The 18635-nt window shown below is 50.0% G+C and carries 17 protein-coding genes and 1 other annotated feature; of the genes, 15 read left to right on the top strand and 2 right to left on the bottom strand.

The features are described from left to right. Positions 1-47 precede the first annotated feature (47 nt). Positions 48-1412, top strand: a complete 1365-nt coding sequence (locus AC1DWB_RS20500; protein ID WP_477542956.1) for a LysM peptidoglycan-binding domain-containing protein — start codon at positions 48-50, stop codon at positions 1410-1412. A gap of 161 nt (positions 1413-1573) precedes the next feature. Here the strand turns inward: AC1DWB_RS20500 and AC1DWB_RS20495 are convergent, their stop codons facing one another. Beyond that, the gene (locus AC1DWB_RS20495) at positions 1574-1738 is read right to left on the bottom strand and encodes a hypothetical protein (protein ID WP_477542955.1); all 165 of its coding nucleotides are present in this window, start codon (positions 1736-1738) and stop codon (positions 1574-1576) included. A 354-nt stretch (positions 1739-2092) separates the two neighbouring features. Continuing rightward, positions 2093-2309 (top strand) — a binding site (T-box leader). Between the two features lie 73 nt (positions 2310-2382). Between AC1DWB_RS20495 and AC1DWB_RS20490 the strand changes: the two genes are divergently transcribed. The 4 genes from AC1DWB_RS20490 (at position 2383) to AC1DWB_RS20475 (ending at position 9420) form a co-directional block, all read left to right on the top strand. Next, entirely contained in the window at positions 2383-5052 is a 2670-nt protein-coding gene (locus AC1DWB_RS20490; RefSeq protein WP_477542954.1) for a valine--tRNA ligase, read from the top strand. 35 nt (positions 5053-5087) lie between these two features. Beyond that, on the top strand, positions 5088-6464 hold the full coding sequence (locus AC1DWB_RS20485) for a bifunctional folylpolyglutamate synthase/dihydrofolate synthase (protein ID WP_477542953.1): 1377 nt from the start codon (positions 5088-5090) through the stop codon (positions 6462-6464). Between the two features lie 8 nt (positions 6465-6472). Further along, a complete protein-coding gene (gene murC, locus AC1DWB_RS20480) occupies positions 6473-7861 on the top strand; it encodes a UDP-N-acetylmuramate--L-alanine ligase (protein ID WP_477542952.1) in 1389 nt (462 codons plus the stop codon). Positions 7862-7995: 134 nt separating this feature from the next. Next, positions 7996-9420 (top strand): SPOR domain-containing protein, encoded by a 1425-nt coding sequence (locus AC1DWB_RS20475; RefSeq protein ID WP_477542951.1) that lies wholly within the window; start codon positions 7996-7998, stop codon positions 9418-9420. An 85-nt stretch (positions 9421-9505) separates the two neighbouring features. Here the strand turns inward: AC1DWB_RS20475 and AC1DWB_RS20470 are convergent, their stop codons facing one another. Then, the gene (locus AC1DWB_RS20470) at positions 9506-10948 is read right to left on the bottom strand and encodes an N-acetylmuramoyl-L-alanine amidase (protein ID WP_477542950.1); all 1443 of its coding nucleotides are present in this window, start codon (positions 10946-10948) and stop codon (positions 9506-9508) included. Between the two features lie 252 nt (positions 10949-11200). On the opposite strand from AC1DWB_RS20470, the gene AC1DWB_RS20465 reads away from it, so the two are divergent. The 10 genes from AC1DWB_RS20465 to AC1DWB_RS20420 form a co-directional block, all read left to right on the top strand. Continuing rightward, on the top strand, positions 11201-11443 hold the full coding sequence (locus tag AC1DWB_RS20465) for a DUF4321 domain-containing protein (RefSeq protein WP_477542949.1): 243 nt from the start codon (positions 11201-11203) through the stop codon (positions 11441-11443). Positions 11444-11474: 31 nt separating this feature from the next. Then, positions 11475-12179, top strand: a complete 705-nt coding sequence (locus AC1DWB_RS20460; RefSeq protein WP_477542948.1) for a Maf family protein — start codon at positions 11475-11477, stop codon at positions 12177-12179. Positions 12180-12192: 13 nt separating this feature from the next. Further along, on the top strand, positions 12193-12927 hold the full coding sequence (locus AC1DWB_RS20455) for a glycerophosphodiester phosphodiesterase (protein WP_477542947.1): 735 nt from the start codon (positions 12193-12195) through the stop codon (positions 12925-12927). Between the two features lie 192 nt (positions 12928-13119). Further along, positions 13120-13809 carry a RadC family protein gene (radC, locus tag AC1DWB_RS20450; protein WP_477542946.1) on the top strand — a complete coding sequence of 230 codons (690 nt, stop codon included), beginning with the start codon at positions 13120-13122 and terminating at the stop codon, positions 13807-13809. Positions 13810-13863: 54 nt separating this feature from the next. Continuing rightward, on the top strand, positions 13864-14901 hold the full coding sequence (locus tag AC1DWB_RS20445) for a rod shape-determining protein (protein WP_477542945.1): 1038 nt from the start codon (positions 13864-13866) through the stop codon (positions 14899-14901). A 44-nt stretch (positions 14902-14945) separates the two neighbouring features. Continuing rightward, positions 14946-15809: a rod shape-determining protein MreC gene (gene mreC, locus AC1DWB_RS20440; RefSeq protein ID WP_477542944.1), complete on the top strand. Its 864-nt coding sequence runs from the start codon at positions 14946-14948 to the stop codon at positions 15807-15809. 5 nt (positions 15810-15814) lie between these two features. Continuing rightward, the gene (mreD, locus tag AC1DWB_RS20435; RefSeq protein ID WP_477542943.1) at positions 15815-16345 is read left to right on the top strand and encodes a rod shape-determining protein MreD; all 531 of its coding nucleotides are present in this window, start codon (positions 15815-15817) and stop codon (positions 16343-16345) included. A gap of 151 nt (positions 16346-16496) precedes the next feature. Next, entirely contained in the window at positions 16497-17165 is a 669-nt protein-coding gene (gene minC, locus AC1DWB_RS20430) for a septum site-determining protein MinC (RefSeq protein ID WP_477542942.1), read from the top strand. 138 nt (positions 17166-17303) lie between these two features. Further along, positions 17304-18098, top strand: a complete 795-nt coding sequence (gene minD, locus AC1DWB_RS20425; protein WP_477542941.1) for a septum site-determining protein MinD — start codon at positions 17304-17306, stop codon at positions 18096-18098. A 7-nt stretch (positions 18099-18105) separates the two neighbouring features. Then, positions 18106-18635 (top strand): FtsW/RodA/SpoVE family cell cycle protein (locus tag AC1DWB_RS20420; protein ID WP_477542940.1); only part of this gene is annotated, 530 nt, incomplete at its 3' end.

The following is an 18635-nucleotide window of genomic DNA, read 5'->3' as shown; positions in this document are numbered from 1 at the left end:
TCCAAAACCAGAAGGTGGAGGACGGTTTTGAAGGGAGGAAGCGGAAATTGAGCCAACAAACCGGATTGCGATTCGATATTTACGAGCGAATCTTGCTGCCGGATGATGCGGTATCCATTCGTGAGTTAGACGAAGTGGAGCTAATTCCGCATATTCAGGTAGATGTGGAAGGCGAACAGGCGGTTGTACGCGGACATTTGTTATTGGCGGGCACGTATGCGGGCGAGTTAGAGACGCGTTCGATCGTAGCTTTGGAACATTTGATCCCGGTTGAAATTACGTTACCTATGAACCGGGTCAGCAGCGTTGAAGAAATATCTGTTCAGATCGATAACTTCGATGTGGATTTGCTTTCCTCGCGCAGCCTGAACGTTACGGGTGTACTTTCCCTGCACGGTATTGAAGTGCATTCCGGCGCCCCTAACGGTTGGAGGGAAGAGGAAGAAGTCGTGTTCGTGCATACCGCTGAGCAGGATCATCAGTCTGAGGAAGAAGTCGAATCGGAATACGTTGTCCAGCCTGCAACCGCCCCATGGATCCAGGCACCTGCTGCCGTCTTTCAGCAGAGGGATGTTTATGCTCCAATTGCTGCACCTGTCCCGGCCGATTCAGAAGTGGAAGATGTAGAAGATGTGGAAGATGTAGAAGACGCAGATGATGCAGATGATGCGGAAGAGCCAAGATTAGAATACGCAGCAGGCGAAACTTACGAGCAGGAAGATCAGGAAGAGCAGGAAGAAGTCGAGGAGTTGGAGGTGCAGCAGGAGGTGCAGCAGGAGCAAGATGATCGGGATACGTATGAAGAGCTGGTGCATAGTTCGTCATCCGATCAGTCTGCTGTTAACCAGCCTGTCGTGTATTTCACAGAGGACGAGGTAGTAGCAAGTGCTCCGAAACCGCGTGAAGAAATTTTGGTAGATACTTACGAGGATTTGACCCTGCTCGATCACTATGACACAGATGTCGATGATCCACTCACGGACTCTAACACATGGGATACTTCGAGCGGCAACACAATCGAAGACAATGATCGTGACAAAGAGATGAAGGTGGCATTCAACAGCAAGAAGTCAGAAGAAAGTCAATCCGTCGACTTCAAGAACTACATACATAAGAATGAACCATACCGGAAGGCGGACAGCGACAAGGACTATTCAGGTACGTCATCTAATGCCGAGTCAAGAAGTGCCGTCGAGGAGTTGAACCAGGGGGACATCCTGGAGTGGAAGAAGCTGTTCCTGTCCGAATCCGAGGAGCAGAAATTCAAAAAAGTACGAATGGTCATCGTTCAAAAGGAAGAGACACTCGAAGTAATAGCCAGGCGGTACGACCGAAAGCCCCAAGAGATCAAGCTGTACAACAGGTTGCAGGAGCTGGACGTTAGTGCCGGTCAAGTTATCTATATTCCTTAAAGAAGCCCAATAGCAATAGGAAAGCCCCGGAGAGTTTGATTTCAAACGACTCGCGGGGCTTTTCTCAACCTACACTCCACTTTGTGGGGTATCACTTACCGGGGTCCCCGCAAAGTATTTGGACTAAGCTTCGAAGGCTACGCTCCACTTTGTGGGGTGTACTAGATTACATTGAGCAAAAAGCCGACATAGAGCAAAAACAGAGCGAACAAAATAAACACGTCAAGTCCGTTCGGTAAGATGAGCGTTCTTACGAATTGTATACATATTAATGGGAATAAGATTCCCCTCACGGTAAACCTTACTTTCCACCACCACTTATCCATCAAACTCCCCTCCCGTCCTTTGGCCAATATCGCTACTACTCTCGGTTTGCCATAAAAACTTGTTGTAAGTGCTATAGTTAAGTGTATGAACCCGCTTAGGGTGGATATGCTGAAAGATATGGGAATGTAGATTCGCAATAATCTAATTACAAGAAGAGGTGTACGGCCATGTCATCCGCGCAAACGATCTACCAGTCGGTATGGATAACCGCTCTGATCGCCGTCATCATCTATATCGTGAGGCAAGTGTTCAAGCAAGACAATTCGGATTGATGACGAAGGTATACGGTACATAAATCGATGGTGCGGATTGACTCTGTGCCTCATTATCGGTATCATACATATATATGCGCTAGAAAAACGTCGATGGGGAGTAGTAAGCAGCTAACCCTTCAGAGAGCGGGACCGTAATGGTGGGAGGTACCGCAGGATGTAATTGCTGAAGTCGCCCTTGAGTTGCCACTGCTATCCAGTTGGCCGGTTGCAGCCGTTATCTGTTCGAGTGCCGCTTCCTGTTGTCGGGTTGCGGAATGAAGGTGGTACCACGGAAGATCATCCTTTCGTCCTTTGCGGCGAAAGGATTTTTTTGTCGTTTTTTTTCAAAGCCGCAATTGATGTGGGAAATTATTAAGGAGGACAATTCAATGTCAGACACTCAGGAAAACAAACTGGCCGATTCAATGCCAACTACGTACGATCCGAAGGCTGCTGAAACCAAATGGTACAAATACTGGTTGGAAGGCGGGTTCTTCGCCGCAGGTAAACGTCCGGACGCGGAAACCTACACGATTGTTATTCCACCGCCGAACGTTACGGGTTTGCTGCATATCGGGCATGCGCTTGACTGTACGCTTCAGGATATTCTGATTCGAGTGAAACGGATGCAGGGCTATGATGCACTCTGGCTTCCAGGAACAGATCACGCGGGAATCGCCACGCAAACAAAGGTTGAGCAGAAGCTTCGGGAAGAAGGCTTGTCGCGTTACGACCTGGGTCGAGAGAAGTTTCTGGAGAAGGTATGGGAGTGGAAAGATCATTATGCTGACACGATCCATGAACAATGGGGGAAAGTAGGTTTCTCCCTCGACTACTCACGGGAACGATTTACACTCGACGAAGGTCTTTCACATGCTGTTAGGGAAGTATTCGTGCAGTTGTATGAGAAAGGGCTTATTTATCGCGGGAATCGTATTATTAACTGGGATCCAGCTGCCCGCACAGCGCTCTCCGACATCGAAGTAGAGTACAAAGAGGTTCAGGGAGCCTTGTACCATTTGCAATATCCATTGAAGGACGGCAGTGGGCATCTTACCGTTGCGACGACACGTCCGGAGACGATGCTCGGCGATACAGCCGTTGCGGTTCACCCGGAAGATGAGCGATACAAGCATATGATCGGACAAATGCTCATCCTGCCGATCATCGGCCGTGAAATACCGATTATTGCTGATGAGTATGTAGAAAAGGATTTCGGTAGCGGCGCGGTCAAGATAACACCAGCGCACGATCCGAACGACTTCGAAGTCGGTCAACGGCATCAGCTTCCGCAAGTGTTGGTGATGGATGAATCTGGTAAAATGAACGCCAATGCGGGTCCTTATCAAGGTCAGGATCGTTTCGAATGCCGAAAGAAACTAGTAAACGATCTGAAGGAACAAGGCGTACTGCTGAAAATCGAGGAGCATGTCCATCAAGTTGGGCATAGCGAGCGCAGCGGTGCTGTAGTCGAGCCTTACTTGTCGACACAATGGTTCGTAAGCATGAAGCCACTAGCAGGGAAAGCGATTGATGCTCAGACCTCGGGGCAAGGTGCCAATTTCGTACCGGACCGATTCGAGCGAACCTATCTGCAATGGATGGAAAATGTACGCGATTGGTGCATCTCTCGCCAGCTTTGGTGGGGACATCGGATTCCGGCATGGTATTGCGAAGATTGCGGAGAAACGACCGTATCGAAGGAAGATGTGACTGTATGTGCTCACTGCGGCGGTGCCCATCTGAAACAGGATGAGGATGTACTCGACACGTGGTTCAGCTCTGCGTTATGGCCGTTCTCGACACTGGGCTGGCCAGACGATACCGCAGACATGAAACGGTTTTATCCTACGGATGTGCTCGTAACCGGCTACGATATTATTCCGTTCTGGGTGTCGCGGATGCTATTCAGCGGGCTGGAGTTTACAGGACAAGTTCCATTCAAGGATGTGTTAATCCACGGACTAGTCCGTGATTCCGAGGGACGCAAGATGTCCAAATCACTTGGTAACGGCGTCGATCCACAGGAAGTCATAGAGAAGTATGGTGCGGATGCCATGCGCTATATGCTGTCGACGAGCAGCACACCTGGACAGGATTTGAGGTTCCGCTGGGAGCGAGTGGAGCAGGCCCGTAACTTTGCTAACAAAATATGGAACGCCTCGCGATTCGCCCTGATGAATCTGGAAGGTTTCGCGTACGAAGATATTGATCTAAGTGGAGAGCTTGGTACCGCGGATCGCTGGATTCTGCATCGGTTGAACGAGACGGTTCGCGATGTCACCCGTCTGATCGATAGCTACGAGTTCGGTGAGACAGGTCGCCTATTGTACAATTTCATCTGGGACGATCTGTGCGACTGGTACATCGAGTTCGCTAAGCTTTCCTTGTACAGCACAGACTCGGCTGCGAAGAGAACGACCCAGTCGGTTTTGGCTTACGTACTCGATCGCACACAACGGTTAATCCATCCGTTCATGCCGTTCATTAGTGAGGAGATTTGGCAGCATCTGCCGCATCAAGGCGAGACGATCTTGCTGGCCGAATGGCCGGTGTACGATACGGTATGGGAAGCATCCGAGGCAGTTAAGGAAATGGAACTGCTCATGGATATCATTCGTGCGGTGCGCAACATTCGTGCAGAAGTTAATGTTCCGATGAGCAAGAAGATCGAGCTTATGATTCGCCCTGCAGACGCTGGGGTGTTCCATATATTGAGCGGGAATGAAGAGTATTTACGCCGCTTCTGCAATACGTCCGCCTTGGAGATCAGTCTGGATTTACCGAATCCGGAGAAGGCGATGACCGCGGTTGTCACAGGTGCTGAGCTGTATTTGCCGCTTGCTGGTCTGATCGACATTTCCCAGGAAATCGTCCGATTGGAGAAGGAAGTTCAAGCACTCACAGCTGAGGTGGAGCGGGTTGACAAGAAGCTGTCGAATGAAGGATTTGTGGCGAAGGCGCCGGCACGAGTTATTGAAGAAGAAAAAGCGAAGCAACAGGATTATTCGGATAAGCGCGATAAGGTTATGGCCCGGCTTGCCGAGCTGCGCGGTTAATCGATGAAGGAAGACAGAAGGGTGGCAGATAACCGATGAGCGAATCGGTGAATAATCAACAATCTTCGTTCCAGACGGTGGAGGAAGCGATCAGTTGGATTACCCAAAGGATGCCCCAATTCGGCATTCAAGTCGGCTTGAAGCGGATGGAGCGGCTGATGGAGCTGCTCGGGCATCCGCACCGTCGACTGAAGTTTATTCATGTTGCCGGTACGAATGGGAAGGGCTCGACCTGTGCTTATTTGACTCGAGTACTTGTGAATTGCGGGTACGATGTAGGAACTTTCACGTCTCCATTCATTGAACGGTACTCGAACCGCATTCAGTTGAACGGTCAAGATATCGACGACGAGTCGTTATTGAAGCTGGCGAATATAGTGAAACCTTATACCGATCAGATGGCTGCTTCCGAATTAGGGGCCCCGACGATGTTCGAAGTATCGACGGCTCTTGCGATCCTCTACTTCGCTCGGATCGCCTATCCGGACTTCGTTGTATGGGAGACGGGTCTCGGCGGACGATTGGATTCTACGAACATTGTGACGCCAATTGTGTCCGTCATAACGAATGTGGGTCATGACCATATGGAGATTCTCGGCCATTCCTTGGCCGAGATTGCTTCTGAGAAGGCCGGTATTATCAAAGCCGGAGTACCGGTTGTGACTACGGTCGAGCAACCAGAAGCGTTAGAGGTGATTGAACGGGAGGCTGCGGGCAAACGGAGTTCCTTGTATGTCATGGGACGCCAGTTCTCGTTCGAACCCGTCTCTTCGGAGCTGGATCGTCAGGTGTTGAACTTCAACGGTCAGTTCCGCACGATTCCATCCGTTGCAATCTCGTTGAATGGTCCGCATCAATTCAAGAATGCGACTTTAGCCCTTATGACGCTGGAAGTGTTGCGACAATATTATGCTGTTATTGTGGATGACGACGTCTTACTGGAAGGCATGAGCTCTACAGCATGGCCGGGACGACTGGAGATGGTACAGCAAGAGCCGCGTATTTTGCTCGATGGCGCACATAATCCGGAAGGGGCTGCAACGCTCGCTGAGTCACTGCAGACGGTGTATGAATATAAGCGGCTGCACCTGATGATGGGAATGATGCCAACCAAGAGTCATTCTGACTACTTAAGGCATATACTGCCATTAGTGGATACTTTGATTGTGACGGAGCCGAACTTCTTTAAGAAAATGGATGCAGATACGTTAGCCGATCTTGCCCGTCATGTGGCGGAGGAAATTGGCAGACCGGTCTCCATTGAGGTGGAGAAGGATTATAGAGAAGCGCTTCGCAAGCTAACCGACCGGACGAATCCGGACGATTTGGCCGTCGTTTCAGGTACGTTATATTTGATCYCTGACGTGCGTTCCTGGATCTTGTATCGAGCGGATTCTGACAAAGGCTGGTGAAGAGCAGCGTGAATGCGGCAGAACATATTCATTTTATCGGCATCGGCGGGTACGGCATGAGTGCGATCGCCAAGGTGATGCTTGAGATGGGTTATCAAGTGACGGGTTCGGATTTGGCCCGTCAGGAGTTGACTGACAAGCTTTCTGCCAAGGGGGCTCAGGTGTACATCGGCCATCATGCGAGTCAAGTGCAAGGTGCCGATATCGTCGTATATTCCACAGCGCTTACCAAAGACAATGTGGAGATGAAGGCAGCCGAGAAGATGAATATTCCGATTCTGCACCGCTCTCAGATGCTCTCCCGTCTTATGGCGGATCGTAAAGGGATTGCTGTGGCAGGGGCRCATGGGAAAACGACTACGTCCTCCATGATCTCGCTTGTGATGGAACAGTGCGGACTCGATCCTACGTTCATTATTGGTGGAGAGATTATGAATGTCGGCAGCAATGCGAAGGCAGGGAAAGGCGATTATGTCGTTGCTGAGGCAGATGAAAGCGATGGGTCATTCTTGCAGTACCATCCGCTGTATGCCGTGGTCACGAATATTGAAGCCGATCATTTGGAAAATTATGATGGCGATTTCGAGAAGCTGAAGCGGGCTTATGTGCAATTTCTGAGTCAAGTGAGCCCGAATGGGAAAGCGGTCGTCTGCATCGATGATCCCCACTTGCGAGAACTGCTTCCGACACTAAGCGCAGGCAAGATTACGTATGGCTTTCATGTTACTAGTGGTGCGGATTGCTATGCCGAGAACATTGAACCAGGAGACCGGCGGATTGCCTTCGATGTTGTCTACCGAGGCATGAATCAGGGGCGGGTGGTGTTGTCCGTTCCGGGTCGGCATAACGTATACAACGCATTAGCTACGATTATTATTGGCTTGGAGGCGGGTTTGTCGTTCGATCGCATCGCAGAAGCCATTCGAGACTTTCGTGGGGCGAAGCGGCGGTTCCAAGTTCTGGGTGAGACTGATGGTATTCTCGTCATTGATGATTATGCGCATCATCCGACGGAGATCGAGGCCACAGTGAGCGCAGCTAAGTCGACAGGCAAGCGTATTATCGCTGTATTCCAACCGCAGCGCTATACGCGGACGTTCTTCCTATTCGATCAATTTAGCCGGGCGTTTCATGAGGCGGATGAAGTGATCATCGCGGATATATACTCTCCAGCCGGGGAGCAGCAGATCGAGGGGATTAGTTCTGCCAAGCTCGTGGAGCTGATCCGCATGAACAGTAATGCGAATGTCCGTCATTTCCCGACGAAGGACGATGTATTCGCATATTTGAAGGATCACGTTGTGAGTGGAGATCTTGTGCTGACGATGGGCGCGGGGGATATATGGAAAGTAGCTGTAGCTTTGGCAAAAGCACTAAACGCTCGTAACGCGAATTAGCACTTATTCATGATACTAAATCAAGCCGTACCTTCTTTTGAAGGGCGGTTTTTTTTGTTTCTAGCGCCTATCATAAATGTCCGGACTCTATCATATGTTGAGAGTATGGATAAAGGACAAGGAGAGGGCGAACTATGAATAAAGCAAGAATAACGTATCGATTCGAACACCCGGAGCCGAAGAAAACGACGGCCTATCGCAGCGATCAAGAAACTGGCAATGTAATTCCGCTGATGGCAGAAGAATACAACGTTGTGGAGGAACCTATGGTCGAGTCCGTTGTCGTCCGTCCTCCCGTGGATCATGCCAACTCTGAGGACGACGATTATGAAGCTAATCAGGGGCGGGTGGGGCAGCGGCAGCCTCTGAACCATTTCACGACGGATTTCGGATCATGGAGCAGTCCGTTCGATGAAGAGACAGAGCGGGTAGAACGAATGATACGTGAATCGGGCAGAGCTACGGTTCAGCAGCCGCAACCTCGCCCCTCGGTAGTGAACGAACAGACACGCTCAGAGTCAGCCATTGTGAATGGTGAAACCGGTTATTACCGGGAAACAACAGCAAGAGATCCGTATAGGACAGATGCATACAGCTCCGGTCGGGAATCGCTTACGACATCGGGAAGTCGCTTCGAACGGCATTCGCGGACCCCATGGCTGAAGATTGTGGCATCGGTGACGGGAGCGATCACGACCGGTGTGTTGATCGGGTTCTTCGTGCTTAACTTGTTCTCGGATCAGGATGAGAGTAAGACAAATCCTGCGAGCTCGATTCCTGCTTCAGTTGGAGGGGCAGGAACTTCAACAGGAACGAACGTTGGGACGAATGGTGGAACGAATACGACGAATGGAGATTCGGCTGTTAAGCCTAATCCAAGCGCGAATCCATCTACTGCGGCTCCCGCAGCGGCATCATCCGCGACAGTTGCAGTCCGTGTCCCGGCTCGCACTTATACACTTCTGCAATATGGAGCGTTCGCCAATCAGCAGGGGGCCGACGCCGCTCAAGCTGAGCTGCGCAAGCTGGGATTGGCTGCTGTATCCCAGGCATCTGATAAAGTTTATGTGTATGCCGGGATGACACCTGGTCGAGACGAGGCACTCGCGATTAGTACTCGTCTGAAGGCTCAGAAACTAGAGGTTTACATTAAGACGCTATCGACTCCAGTCGTAACTAGCATCAGATGGAACGGTAAGCAACCAACCGTGGTTGATACCTATTTCACGCAAGCTGGTAAATTGACTACATCGCTGACCAATGTAACGGCGTTGCACTTGAAGGAAACGACACCCGGGCCGCTAGAGGACAACACATTGCAGGCGATTCATTCGGTACATCAGGCTTGGAGCGGGACGGCCTCCGCTATGGGTGAAGGCTTAACTGAGGAGCAGAAAGCGCTGCTGCAAAAGATGAACGCAGCCTTGAACACAGCAGTCTTGTCGATGGATGAGTATAAGAAGAACCCATCCGCGTCTTATCTGTGGCAAGCCCAGAACGGGACTCTGCAATATGTGTTGCTGGAGAATGAGTTGCTGCGCCTGATCTCGGCGAGGTAATAGGTAGTGTGCAGTGTGTAGAGATTTGAAAAGAACCGTCCGAAGCGTACGGACGGTTCTTATTCCATGTATAACAGTTTGCTCATTAAGGCTTCGGAGGTTCTGTTGGCTTCGGTGTCTCCGTCGGCCTTGGCGATTCCGTCGGCTTCGACGTCTCGGTAGGCTTCGGCGATTCCGTTGGTTTCGGTGTCACTGTCGGCCGAGGCGTTTCTGTTGGCTTTGGCGTTTCCGTCGGCTTCACGATATCTTGAGGTTTCACACGATCCAACAGCAATGCCATTTCGGCCCGGGTCATGTTCTTGTCGGGAGCGAATTTCTTGTCAGCTACGCCATTAATAAGCTCTTTCTTAGCCAGCTGAACGATGGCAGCGGCTGCCCAGTTGCTGCTCGGCACATCGTTGAATCCGGTATCCGTGATAGGCTTGTCCGGTTTGGCAAGCAGCATAATGCGTTGCAGCAATACTGCGGCTTCGGCACGGGTTACAGCTTGATCAGGTCGAATCGTCTGATCCGGGTAGCCGTCGACATAAGCTAGTCCCAACGCCCGATTCACGACTTCGAATGACCAATGGGTGGATGGTAAATCCCAGAACACCGGGACATTCACGCCTGGCTCCACCTTGCCTGGCAGTCGTTGTCCGAACGCGAATTGACGATTAAGCATTGTGAGCAGTTCGGCTCTAGTTATCGAGCGATCCGGGTAGAACCACTTGGCGCTTTCGACGATACCTTTGTCCTTCAGCCTGACAACAGCTTCCTTGGCCCAGTGCTTCTGCAGATCAGCGAATTCGGCTGGTTCAGGAGGTGCAGGAGCCAGAACAGCTTGAATTCCATCGGCGATGCCGGATGCGAATTTCTGCCGCATCGTATTGTCGGCCAAGAGGGCGGCGTCGCTTGCGTTGCTTAGGAAAGCAGTCTCTACAAGAATGCTAGGGATCTGTCCCATTCGTACGACAAACACCGCGCTGGGGACAAGTCCTTTGTCGGCAGTCTTGGCGGTTGCCAGGACATGGTGCAAAATAGATTGCGCCAGGCTTTTGCTCTGCGGAGATAAGGCGGTCATGGCATCACTCGCTGGATAATCTTTCTGTGGGTAATCTTTATCATAGTATAAGACCTGGGATCCGTTAGGGACCCCTGAAGGATTGGAGTTGGCGTGTACAGATACGAACAAATCCGACTTGGATGCATTGGTGATCTCCACACGGTCGGCCAAGCTTATGTACTGGTCGGTCTCTCGGGTCATCGCTACTTCATAGCCTCTAAGCAGCAGCTCGCCCTTGAGTTTCATAGCAATATCCAGATTGACTTCTTTCTCCTGCAAGCCGTTTACTCCGATAGCGCCAGGGTCTGAACCGCCGTGCCCGGCGTCCACCATTATTTTGGCAGCCGAAGCCGCACCCGGGGCGCTGAATATAAGCATGCCGACGATTGCCACGCATCCTAGCTTGACGCGTAATGAGTTGCTAGATTTCGTTGAACTGCGGATACGGCCTGTCCTTGTGCTATAAGTCTTGTTGTCTATCATGATGCTATCCTCCTAATAGTTACCCCAAAAAGGTCAATTTCCCCCTAAAAGTTAGGAATATCGAACGCCAAAAACATACGTAACTTAATTGTACTAGGGAAAGGAGCATTGTGTAACAGGAAAATGTGCCTAATTTGTTGTATTTCGACAACATTTTCCGCGCGATTCGACTTGTGTTGTCACGATTCAACCTTCCGTTTATAATGAAAAGCATGGAAAATGGTGGACAAACTAGGGAAGGTATGAATACCGATGAAGAAAAACAGTATAACGCTGTTTGTTTTTGTACTGCTGGGTTTGTTGACAGGGGCTATCTTCACACAATTGCTTAGTTCCGTGGAGTGGTTGACCTTCTTAACCCGTTCCGCCCAAATTGCTTGGGAGCCGAGCGCTGATTTCAATGTGGTGAAGTATGATATTTCACTGCACATTAAGCTCAATTTAATTAGCATTGTGAGTGTTGGACTGGCGATCTGGATTTATCGTAAACTATAATAAGATTGACAATAAAGGACGGAGGATAGAAATGGAAGCAGATTCGACCTCGCCACGCACATTAATATTGGCCTCCTCTTCGCCGAGAAGGCATGAATTAATCCAGACTTTCCGGTTGCCTGTCCTGCTTGCTCCGAGCTATGCAGACGAGTCGGTAGAGCCGAGCACTGCGCCCGAGGACATCGTGATGCAGCTTTCTCTGCGCAAGGCGTTCGCATCGAAGACTAACCTCGATCGATCTGTAGATGGAATGATTATCGGCTCCGATACCATTGTGGTACTGAACGGTGAGGTGATGGGTAAGCCTGAGAACGAGCAGGACGCAGCCCGGATGCTGAGCTTGTTACAAGGCCGTACCCATGAAGTTTACACCGGAGTAGCGTGTATAGACTCGCAGTTAACCCAGTCAGCCATAGAGTATATACCGAACCCGGACAACACCCATTCATCTGATGTCGCTAGTCACTATCGGATTGTCTCGGAGAACGCTGACGGGAAGCCTGGAGTAGTTGTCGGCTATACGGTCAGCAAGGTTACATTCAGGCCCATGAGTGTTGAAGAAATTGCGATGTACATAAGTACCGGTGAGCCGAACGATAAGGCGGGAGCCTATGGGGTACAAGGGCGTGGTGCTTTATTTATAGAGAAGATCGAGGGAGATTTTTACAGTGTGATGGGTCTGCCGCTAAGTCTTCTTTATCAGATGTTATTGAAATGTGATATGTTACACACATAAGGGAGAGATCTATATGAGTCAGAAACCATTTCTTGTCATCGGTCATCGTGGAGCAATGGGAGAAGCGCCTGAGAATACGATGGGATCGTTCAGATTGGCATTGGAGCAAGGGGCCGATGCGTTCGAGCTGGATATCCATATGTCAGCGGACGGAGCGTTAATCGTGTGTCACGATGAGACCGTCAATCGTACGACAGATGGCAAGGGCGCTATTCGTAAAATGACTGTTGCTGAACTGAAGCAATTGGATGCTGGGCTGTGGTTCAACCCTAAGTTCAAAGGAGAACGCCTTCCGCTACTTGAAGAAGTATTCGACCTCGTTCCGGCCGATTTCGTGATCAACATTGAAATCAAGGATCATGCTGATCATCAAATCGAACAGAGGTTGATCGATTTGTTGAATCGTAGCGGCAGAATGGAATCAGTCGTCATCTCTTCCTTCGACCACAAATGTTTGTATCTCTTGAAGCAATTGGCGCCAGAGATCAAGGTAGGTTTATTGTACAGCAATAACCCGGTTAGCCATGTACTGCTGGCGGGAGCGGCGAATATGCCGGTGTATTCCTTGCATCCTCACTTCAAGCATATCGACGCAAGAGACGTCCGTCAGATGATTGAGCATGGCTACCAAGTATATCCATGGACCGTCAACTCGGAAGCGGATTTGTCTCAGTTACTGGAGACTGGAGTACAGGGTATCATCACGAATTTCCCAGCACGACTGAACAAGCTGCTTGCTGATCGTTAGAGCGATCTGAGAGATGTCAGGTACACGAAAGGCTACCGTCGCTGTTCCCGGTAGCCTTTTTGCTTCCTCATTTGACGGGTACTTATGATCCGTTATGTCTCATCTGTTTTTTTATCCGCAATCTCATCCAGGAAATGATATAATGGGTAAACGATCCCGCAAATGGATTTGTTCGAAGAAAGAGGGGAATTGATGGAATCGCCAATCGTAACACTGCGCGATATCCCCCATGAGGAAAGACCCAGAGAACGCATGCTTCAGTATGGGGCCCAGTCGCTCAGCAATGCCGAGCTGCTGGCAATCTTAATCCGAACCGGAACCGTTTCCGAGTCGGCGGTGAATTTAGCCCAACGGTTATTAGTACAAGCAGACGGCTTGAGGAATCTGGTCGAGATGAGTACGGAGCAGCTCACAGCGATTCGTGGAATCGGCGATGCCAAGGCTCTGCAGATTCAAGCTGGCATTGAGCTAGGGCGACGTATTGCTCGGACTTCCCAAGGTGAGACGGTTACGATCCGATCGCCGAAGGATGTGTCTGACCTGCTTGCCGAAGACCTCCGATATTTGCAAAAGGAGCATTTCGTCTGTTTGTTCCTCAATACGAAAAATCAAGTTGTCGGTCGGGAGACGCTATCTATGGGTAGCTTGAACGCTTCGATTGTACATCCTCGTGAAGTTTTTCTCGCCGCAGTCAAGCGGAGCAGTGCTTCGATTGTATGCGCGCACAATCACCCAAGTGGTGATCCTACCCCTAGTCCGGAAGATATTCAAATTACACGCAGATTGGCTGAAGCTGGTGAGCTGCTTGGGATTGAGCTTCTTGACCATATTATTATCGGTGATCGAACTAGCGTAAGTTTGAAGGAACTAGGCTATCTGTAATATAATAAAAGACGGACTGCAATTTACAGGCAGCATTAGGAAGGAGATTACAAAATGTTTGGCAGCTTTACAAAAGATTTGGGAATCGACTTGGGAACCGCTAACACGTTAGTTTATGTCAAAGGCAAAGGCATAGTGGTCAGGGAGCCGTCTGTGGTCGCCCTGCGTACCGATACAAAAACAATTGAGGCTGTTGGTGAGGCCGCCAAGAAGATGATTGGCCGTACACCAGGCAACATCCGGGCAGTACGTCCGATGAAGGATGGCGTCATTGCCGACTTCGACACAACGGCTACGATGATTAACTATTTCCTGAGACAGGCGCAGAAGCAGCGAATGTTGTTCCGCAGCCGTCCTAGCGTTATGGTGTGCGTGCCATCCGGGATTACCGCGGTGGAGAAGCGCGCTGTTGAAGATGCAACCAAGCAGGCAGGCGCCAAGGAAGCCTATACGATCGAGGAGCCGTTCGCAGCTGCGATCGGCGCCGATTTGCCAGTATGGGAACCGACCGGCAGCATGGTCGTTGATATCGGCGGAGGTACGACCGAGGTCGCCGTCATCTCGCTAGGCGGTATCGTAACATGCCGTTCGATCCGGATTGCCGGTGATGAGATGGATGAGGCGATTACCCAGTATATCAAGCGGATGTACAACTTGATGATTGGGGAGCGCACATCCGAGCAGATGAAGATGGAGATTGGATCCGCTCTGCCGATGGATAAACCGGAAACGATGGAAATTCGTGGACGGGATCTTGTCAGCGGTCTACCTAAGACGATGAGTGTAACGTCTGATGAGATCACAGATGCGCTTACAGATACGATCAATCACATTATCGATGCGGTGAAGGTGACGCTGGAGAAGTGCCCACCGGAATTATCGGCGGACATTATGGATCGTGGTATCGTGTTGACTGGTGGCGGTGCATTGCTTCGTAACATGGACAAGCTGTTGACCCGTGAGACCGGTATGCCCGTTCTTGTCGCCGAGAATCCGCTCGATTGCGTCGCAATCGGTACAGGCCGTGCTCTGGAAAACATCCATTTGTTCAAATCCAGACCTGGTGCTTCCACTAAATCCAGAAAGTATTGATTGACCGCTTATGTTGGGAGACAATCGATTAGAAGGTGTCCACATTGTTTAAATGGTTTGGTAATAAGAGGCTCATCATCCTCATGTTCGGGTTTATATTTTTCATTGCTCTGATGGGTCTCACATTAGGGAACCGCGAGAAGATGACATGGCCGGAACGGTTTACAAAAGACTCTGTTTCATGGATTCAAGGATTGGTGTACAAGCCCGCTCGTGTGATAGCGGGCTTCTTTGAAGATATGCATAGGCTCACGGTTCTGTATGACGAGAACCGTGCGCTGAAGCTTACATTAACTCGCTATGCGAAGGATACGGCACGATTGAACGATCTGGAATCGCAGAACAAACGGCTGAAGGACGCGTTAGGCTTCACGGAACGTCAACAGCAGGCGAACCAGTACAAATACCGGATTGCAGAAGTAACGGCCTCAAGCCCGGACCAGTATAACAATACGGTCACGATCAACTTGGGCGAGAAGGACGGCATTAAGGAGAATATGGCTGTGATCTCGATTGAAGGGCTGATCGGACGAGTTAATCGGGTCTCTCCTTTCTATTCGAATGTCCAGCTTCTTACGGATATTGATGTTCTCTCTAATAGTTCGAAGTCTATTGCTGTCACAGTTAAGAACAAAGATAACGAATCGTTTGGCATCATCGAGAGCTACGACCGTGAAAAGGAAATGCTGGTCATGAACAAAATTCCGAAAACCGATCAAATGACCAAAGGCGATGTCGTAATTACGTCCGGATTGGGCCAATTATTTCCGCGGGGGATCGAGATCGGGACCATAGTCGAGAAAATCGAAGGCGACTTCGGGATTACTCACACTGCTTACATCAAGCCGTTCGCATCGTTTAGTCATCTTCGCGAAGTATTCGTCGTCGAAGTGCCAGAGCAGAGGTGATGTTCATGAGGCACTATTGGATCACACTCGTACTGTTGGGTTGCTTTGTTCTGGAAGGTACATTGGCTGAGTGGATCATTCCGCAGAGCTGGCAATCGAAGGTGTATGTTACGCCCCATTTAGTACTCATTGCTGTTTTATATATTTCCCTATTCACGAACCGGTATTTGGGACTTACATATGGATTGGCTTTCGGGCTGCTCCAGGACGTAATCTACTACGGGCATTCCATTGGCGTGTATTCGTTTACTCTCGGATTAGTCGGTTATGTCGCCGGATTGTCGTTCCGCCGAGCTCAATTCGGCATTGTGACAAGTCTCATTGTGGCGCTTTGCGGTTTGTTGTTTTACGAGACTCTACTATTCGGCATATATCGCCTCTTCCTGAACGTGATTCGGGTGACGATGGAATGGGCGTTTCTGCATCAAATGTTGCCAAGCACGATGTTCAATCTTCTACTTGCTCTCGCTCTCTACCTCCCGGCTCGCAAATGGCTGGAACCGAAGGAATCGGCGCGAGAAGGCGAAGAGAAATAATAGGATTCGGGATGTAGTTGCAGGAAAAGCCTGGACGACAAACGAATTGTATGCTTACGGAGCTGCGTTATGAAGTGCGTTTCTTCGAAACGCTTGGGTTATTGCTTACGAAGTGCGTTTCTTCGAAACGCTAGGGCTGGGGGGAACGTCAATGGCGGAAACGAAGCAGCAGCACGTCACCATTAAGGGAGTCAAAGACGGTCTGGTGTTTTTGCTGGACGATGCTTGCGATTTCTCGACATTGCTGCAGGAGATTCAGCACAAACTGGAAAAAACACACCGGCGTATCTTAACCGGCCCCATTATCCATGTCCATATCCGAATGGGAAAGCGAACGATTGGAGAAACCGAACGGGAACAGATTAAGCAGATATTCAGCTCGCAGGGGAATTTGCTTGTCCAATCTATTGACTCTGATTCGAAGGAAGGACCGGATGAGGAGCAAGGAAACGGGCCGATTACAGTGATGAAGGGTATTGTTCGGTCCGGTCAGAGTATTCGTCACGAGGGGAACTTATTTTATCTAGGTGATGTGAACCCAGGTGGGACGATATTGTGTACGGGTGATATTATCGTGATGGGGGCGTTGCGCGGGATGGCGCATGCGGGTATCGATGGGGATGAACAGGCGATTATAGYCGCGTCCTATCTGAAGCCGACCCAACTGCGAATTGCAGAGATTATTAGCCGCCCACCTGACGAGTGGGGCTTGGAAGACGCTTATATGGAATTCGCTTATATTCATCAGGGCAAGATGGAAATTGATAAAATCAGTCAGCTTCATCGTTTGAGGCCGGACCATCATTACAACACGTTTTGAAGCAGGAGCATCGCGTCACAGAAATGAAGCATCGCGTCACTTTTGTGGTGAATAATTCGGGGTCCCCGAAAAGTACCCGGAATAATCATCGAAGCATCGCATCACTTTTTGGGGTATATGGAAGGAGAGTGAGCAGTTATGGGAGAGGCAATTGTAATCACATCGGGGAAAGGCGGCGTCGGCAAGACGACGACCTCGGCTAATCTAGGCACAGCTTTGGCATTGCTAGGCAAAAAAGTGTGCATGGTTGACACAGATATCGGTCTACGTAATCTGGACGTGGTGATGGGCTTGGAAAATCGGATTATTTATGATCTGGTAGATGTCGTTGAAGGCCGGTGCCGCTTGCCTCAAGCTCTGATTAAGGATAAACGGTTCGATGAACTGTATATGCTGCCTGCCGCTCAGACGAAAGACAAGCATGCGGTTTCACCTGAGAGTGTCCGGGACATCATATTGGAATTGAAGAAAGATTTCGAATATGTCATTATCGATTGCCCGGCCGGGATTGAACAAGGCTTCAAGAATGCGGTCGCAGGCGCGGACAAAGCGATTGTCGTCACAACGCCGGAGAATGCAGCAGTTCGCGATGCCGACCGGATTATCGGGTTGCTCGAACAGGAGAAGATTCAAGGACCGAAACTTATTATTAACCGGATCCGGGTAAATATGGTCAAGAAGGGCGATATGCTCGATATTGACGAGATTTGTTCCGTGTTGGCCATTGATCTGCTCGGAATTGTGCCGGATGACGAGCATGTCATCAAAGCAGCGAACAGCGGGGAACCCACAGTAATGAATCCGAAGTCGAAGGCAGCTATCGCCTATCGGAACATTGCCCGCCGCATGCTTGGTGATACGGTCCCCTTAATGCCGCTGGAAGAGAAGCCGGGCGTACTCATTCGAATGAAGAAGTTTCTTGGAATAGGATGATACGATTTTGTTAGAGAAACTGAAAAAAACAGATTGGTTCATGGTGTTCATTCTGCTCGTGTTCATGGTGATTGGTACAATTGTCGTGCATAGCGCTACGGCCAATAACCCGGGATATGCAAATACGGACACGAAGAACCTAATTAACTACGGCATCGGTTTTTTTGTTTGCTTCGGCGCGATGTTCCTGGATTACAGGCTACTGATTAAAGGTGCTCTATACTTTTATATATTCGGTATCGCGCTGCTGGTCGCTGTTTATATGTTCGGGGCCGACGTTCACGGCTCGAAGAGTTGGTTCGAGCTGCCATACGGATTCAATTTCCAACCTGCAGAGCTGATGAAATTGATTGTGATCGTAGCACTGGCTGCTTATATCGGCCGAAGGCAGGGTGAGGCACTGCGCCTGTGGAGGGATGTTATTCCGATTGGGTTCATGGTGTTCCTTCCGTTCGTGCTGGTCATCATTCAACCGGACTTGGGAAATGCGATTATTTTCCTTGTCATCCTCTTGTTCATGTATTGGATCGGGAACAT

Source organism: Paenibacillus sp. P4_E11 (genome assembly GCF_056401635.1).
The sequence above is the reverse complement of the archived record's forward strand: the minus strand, read 5'-3'. Positions and strand labels throughout refer to the sequence as shown.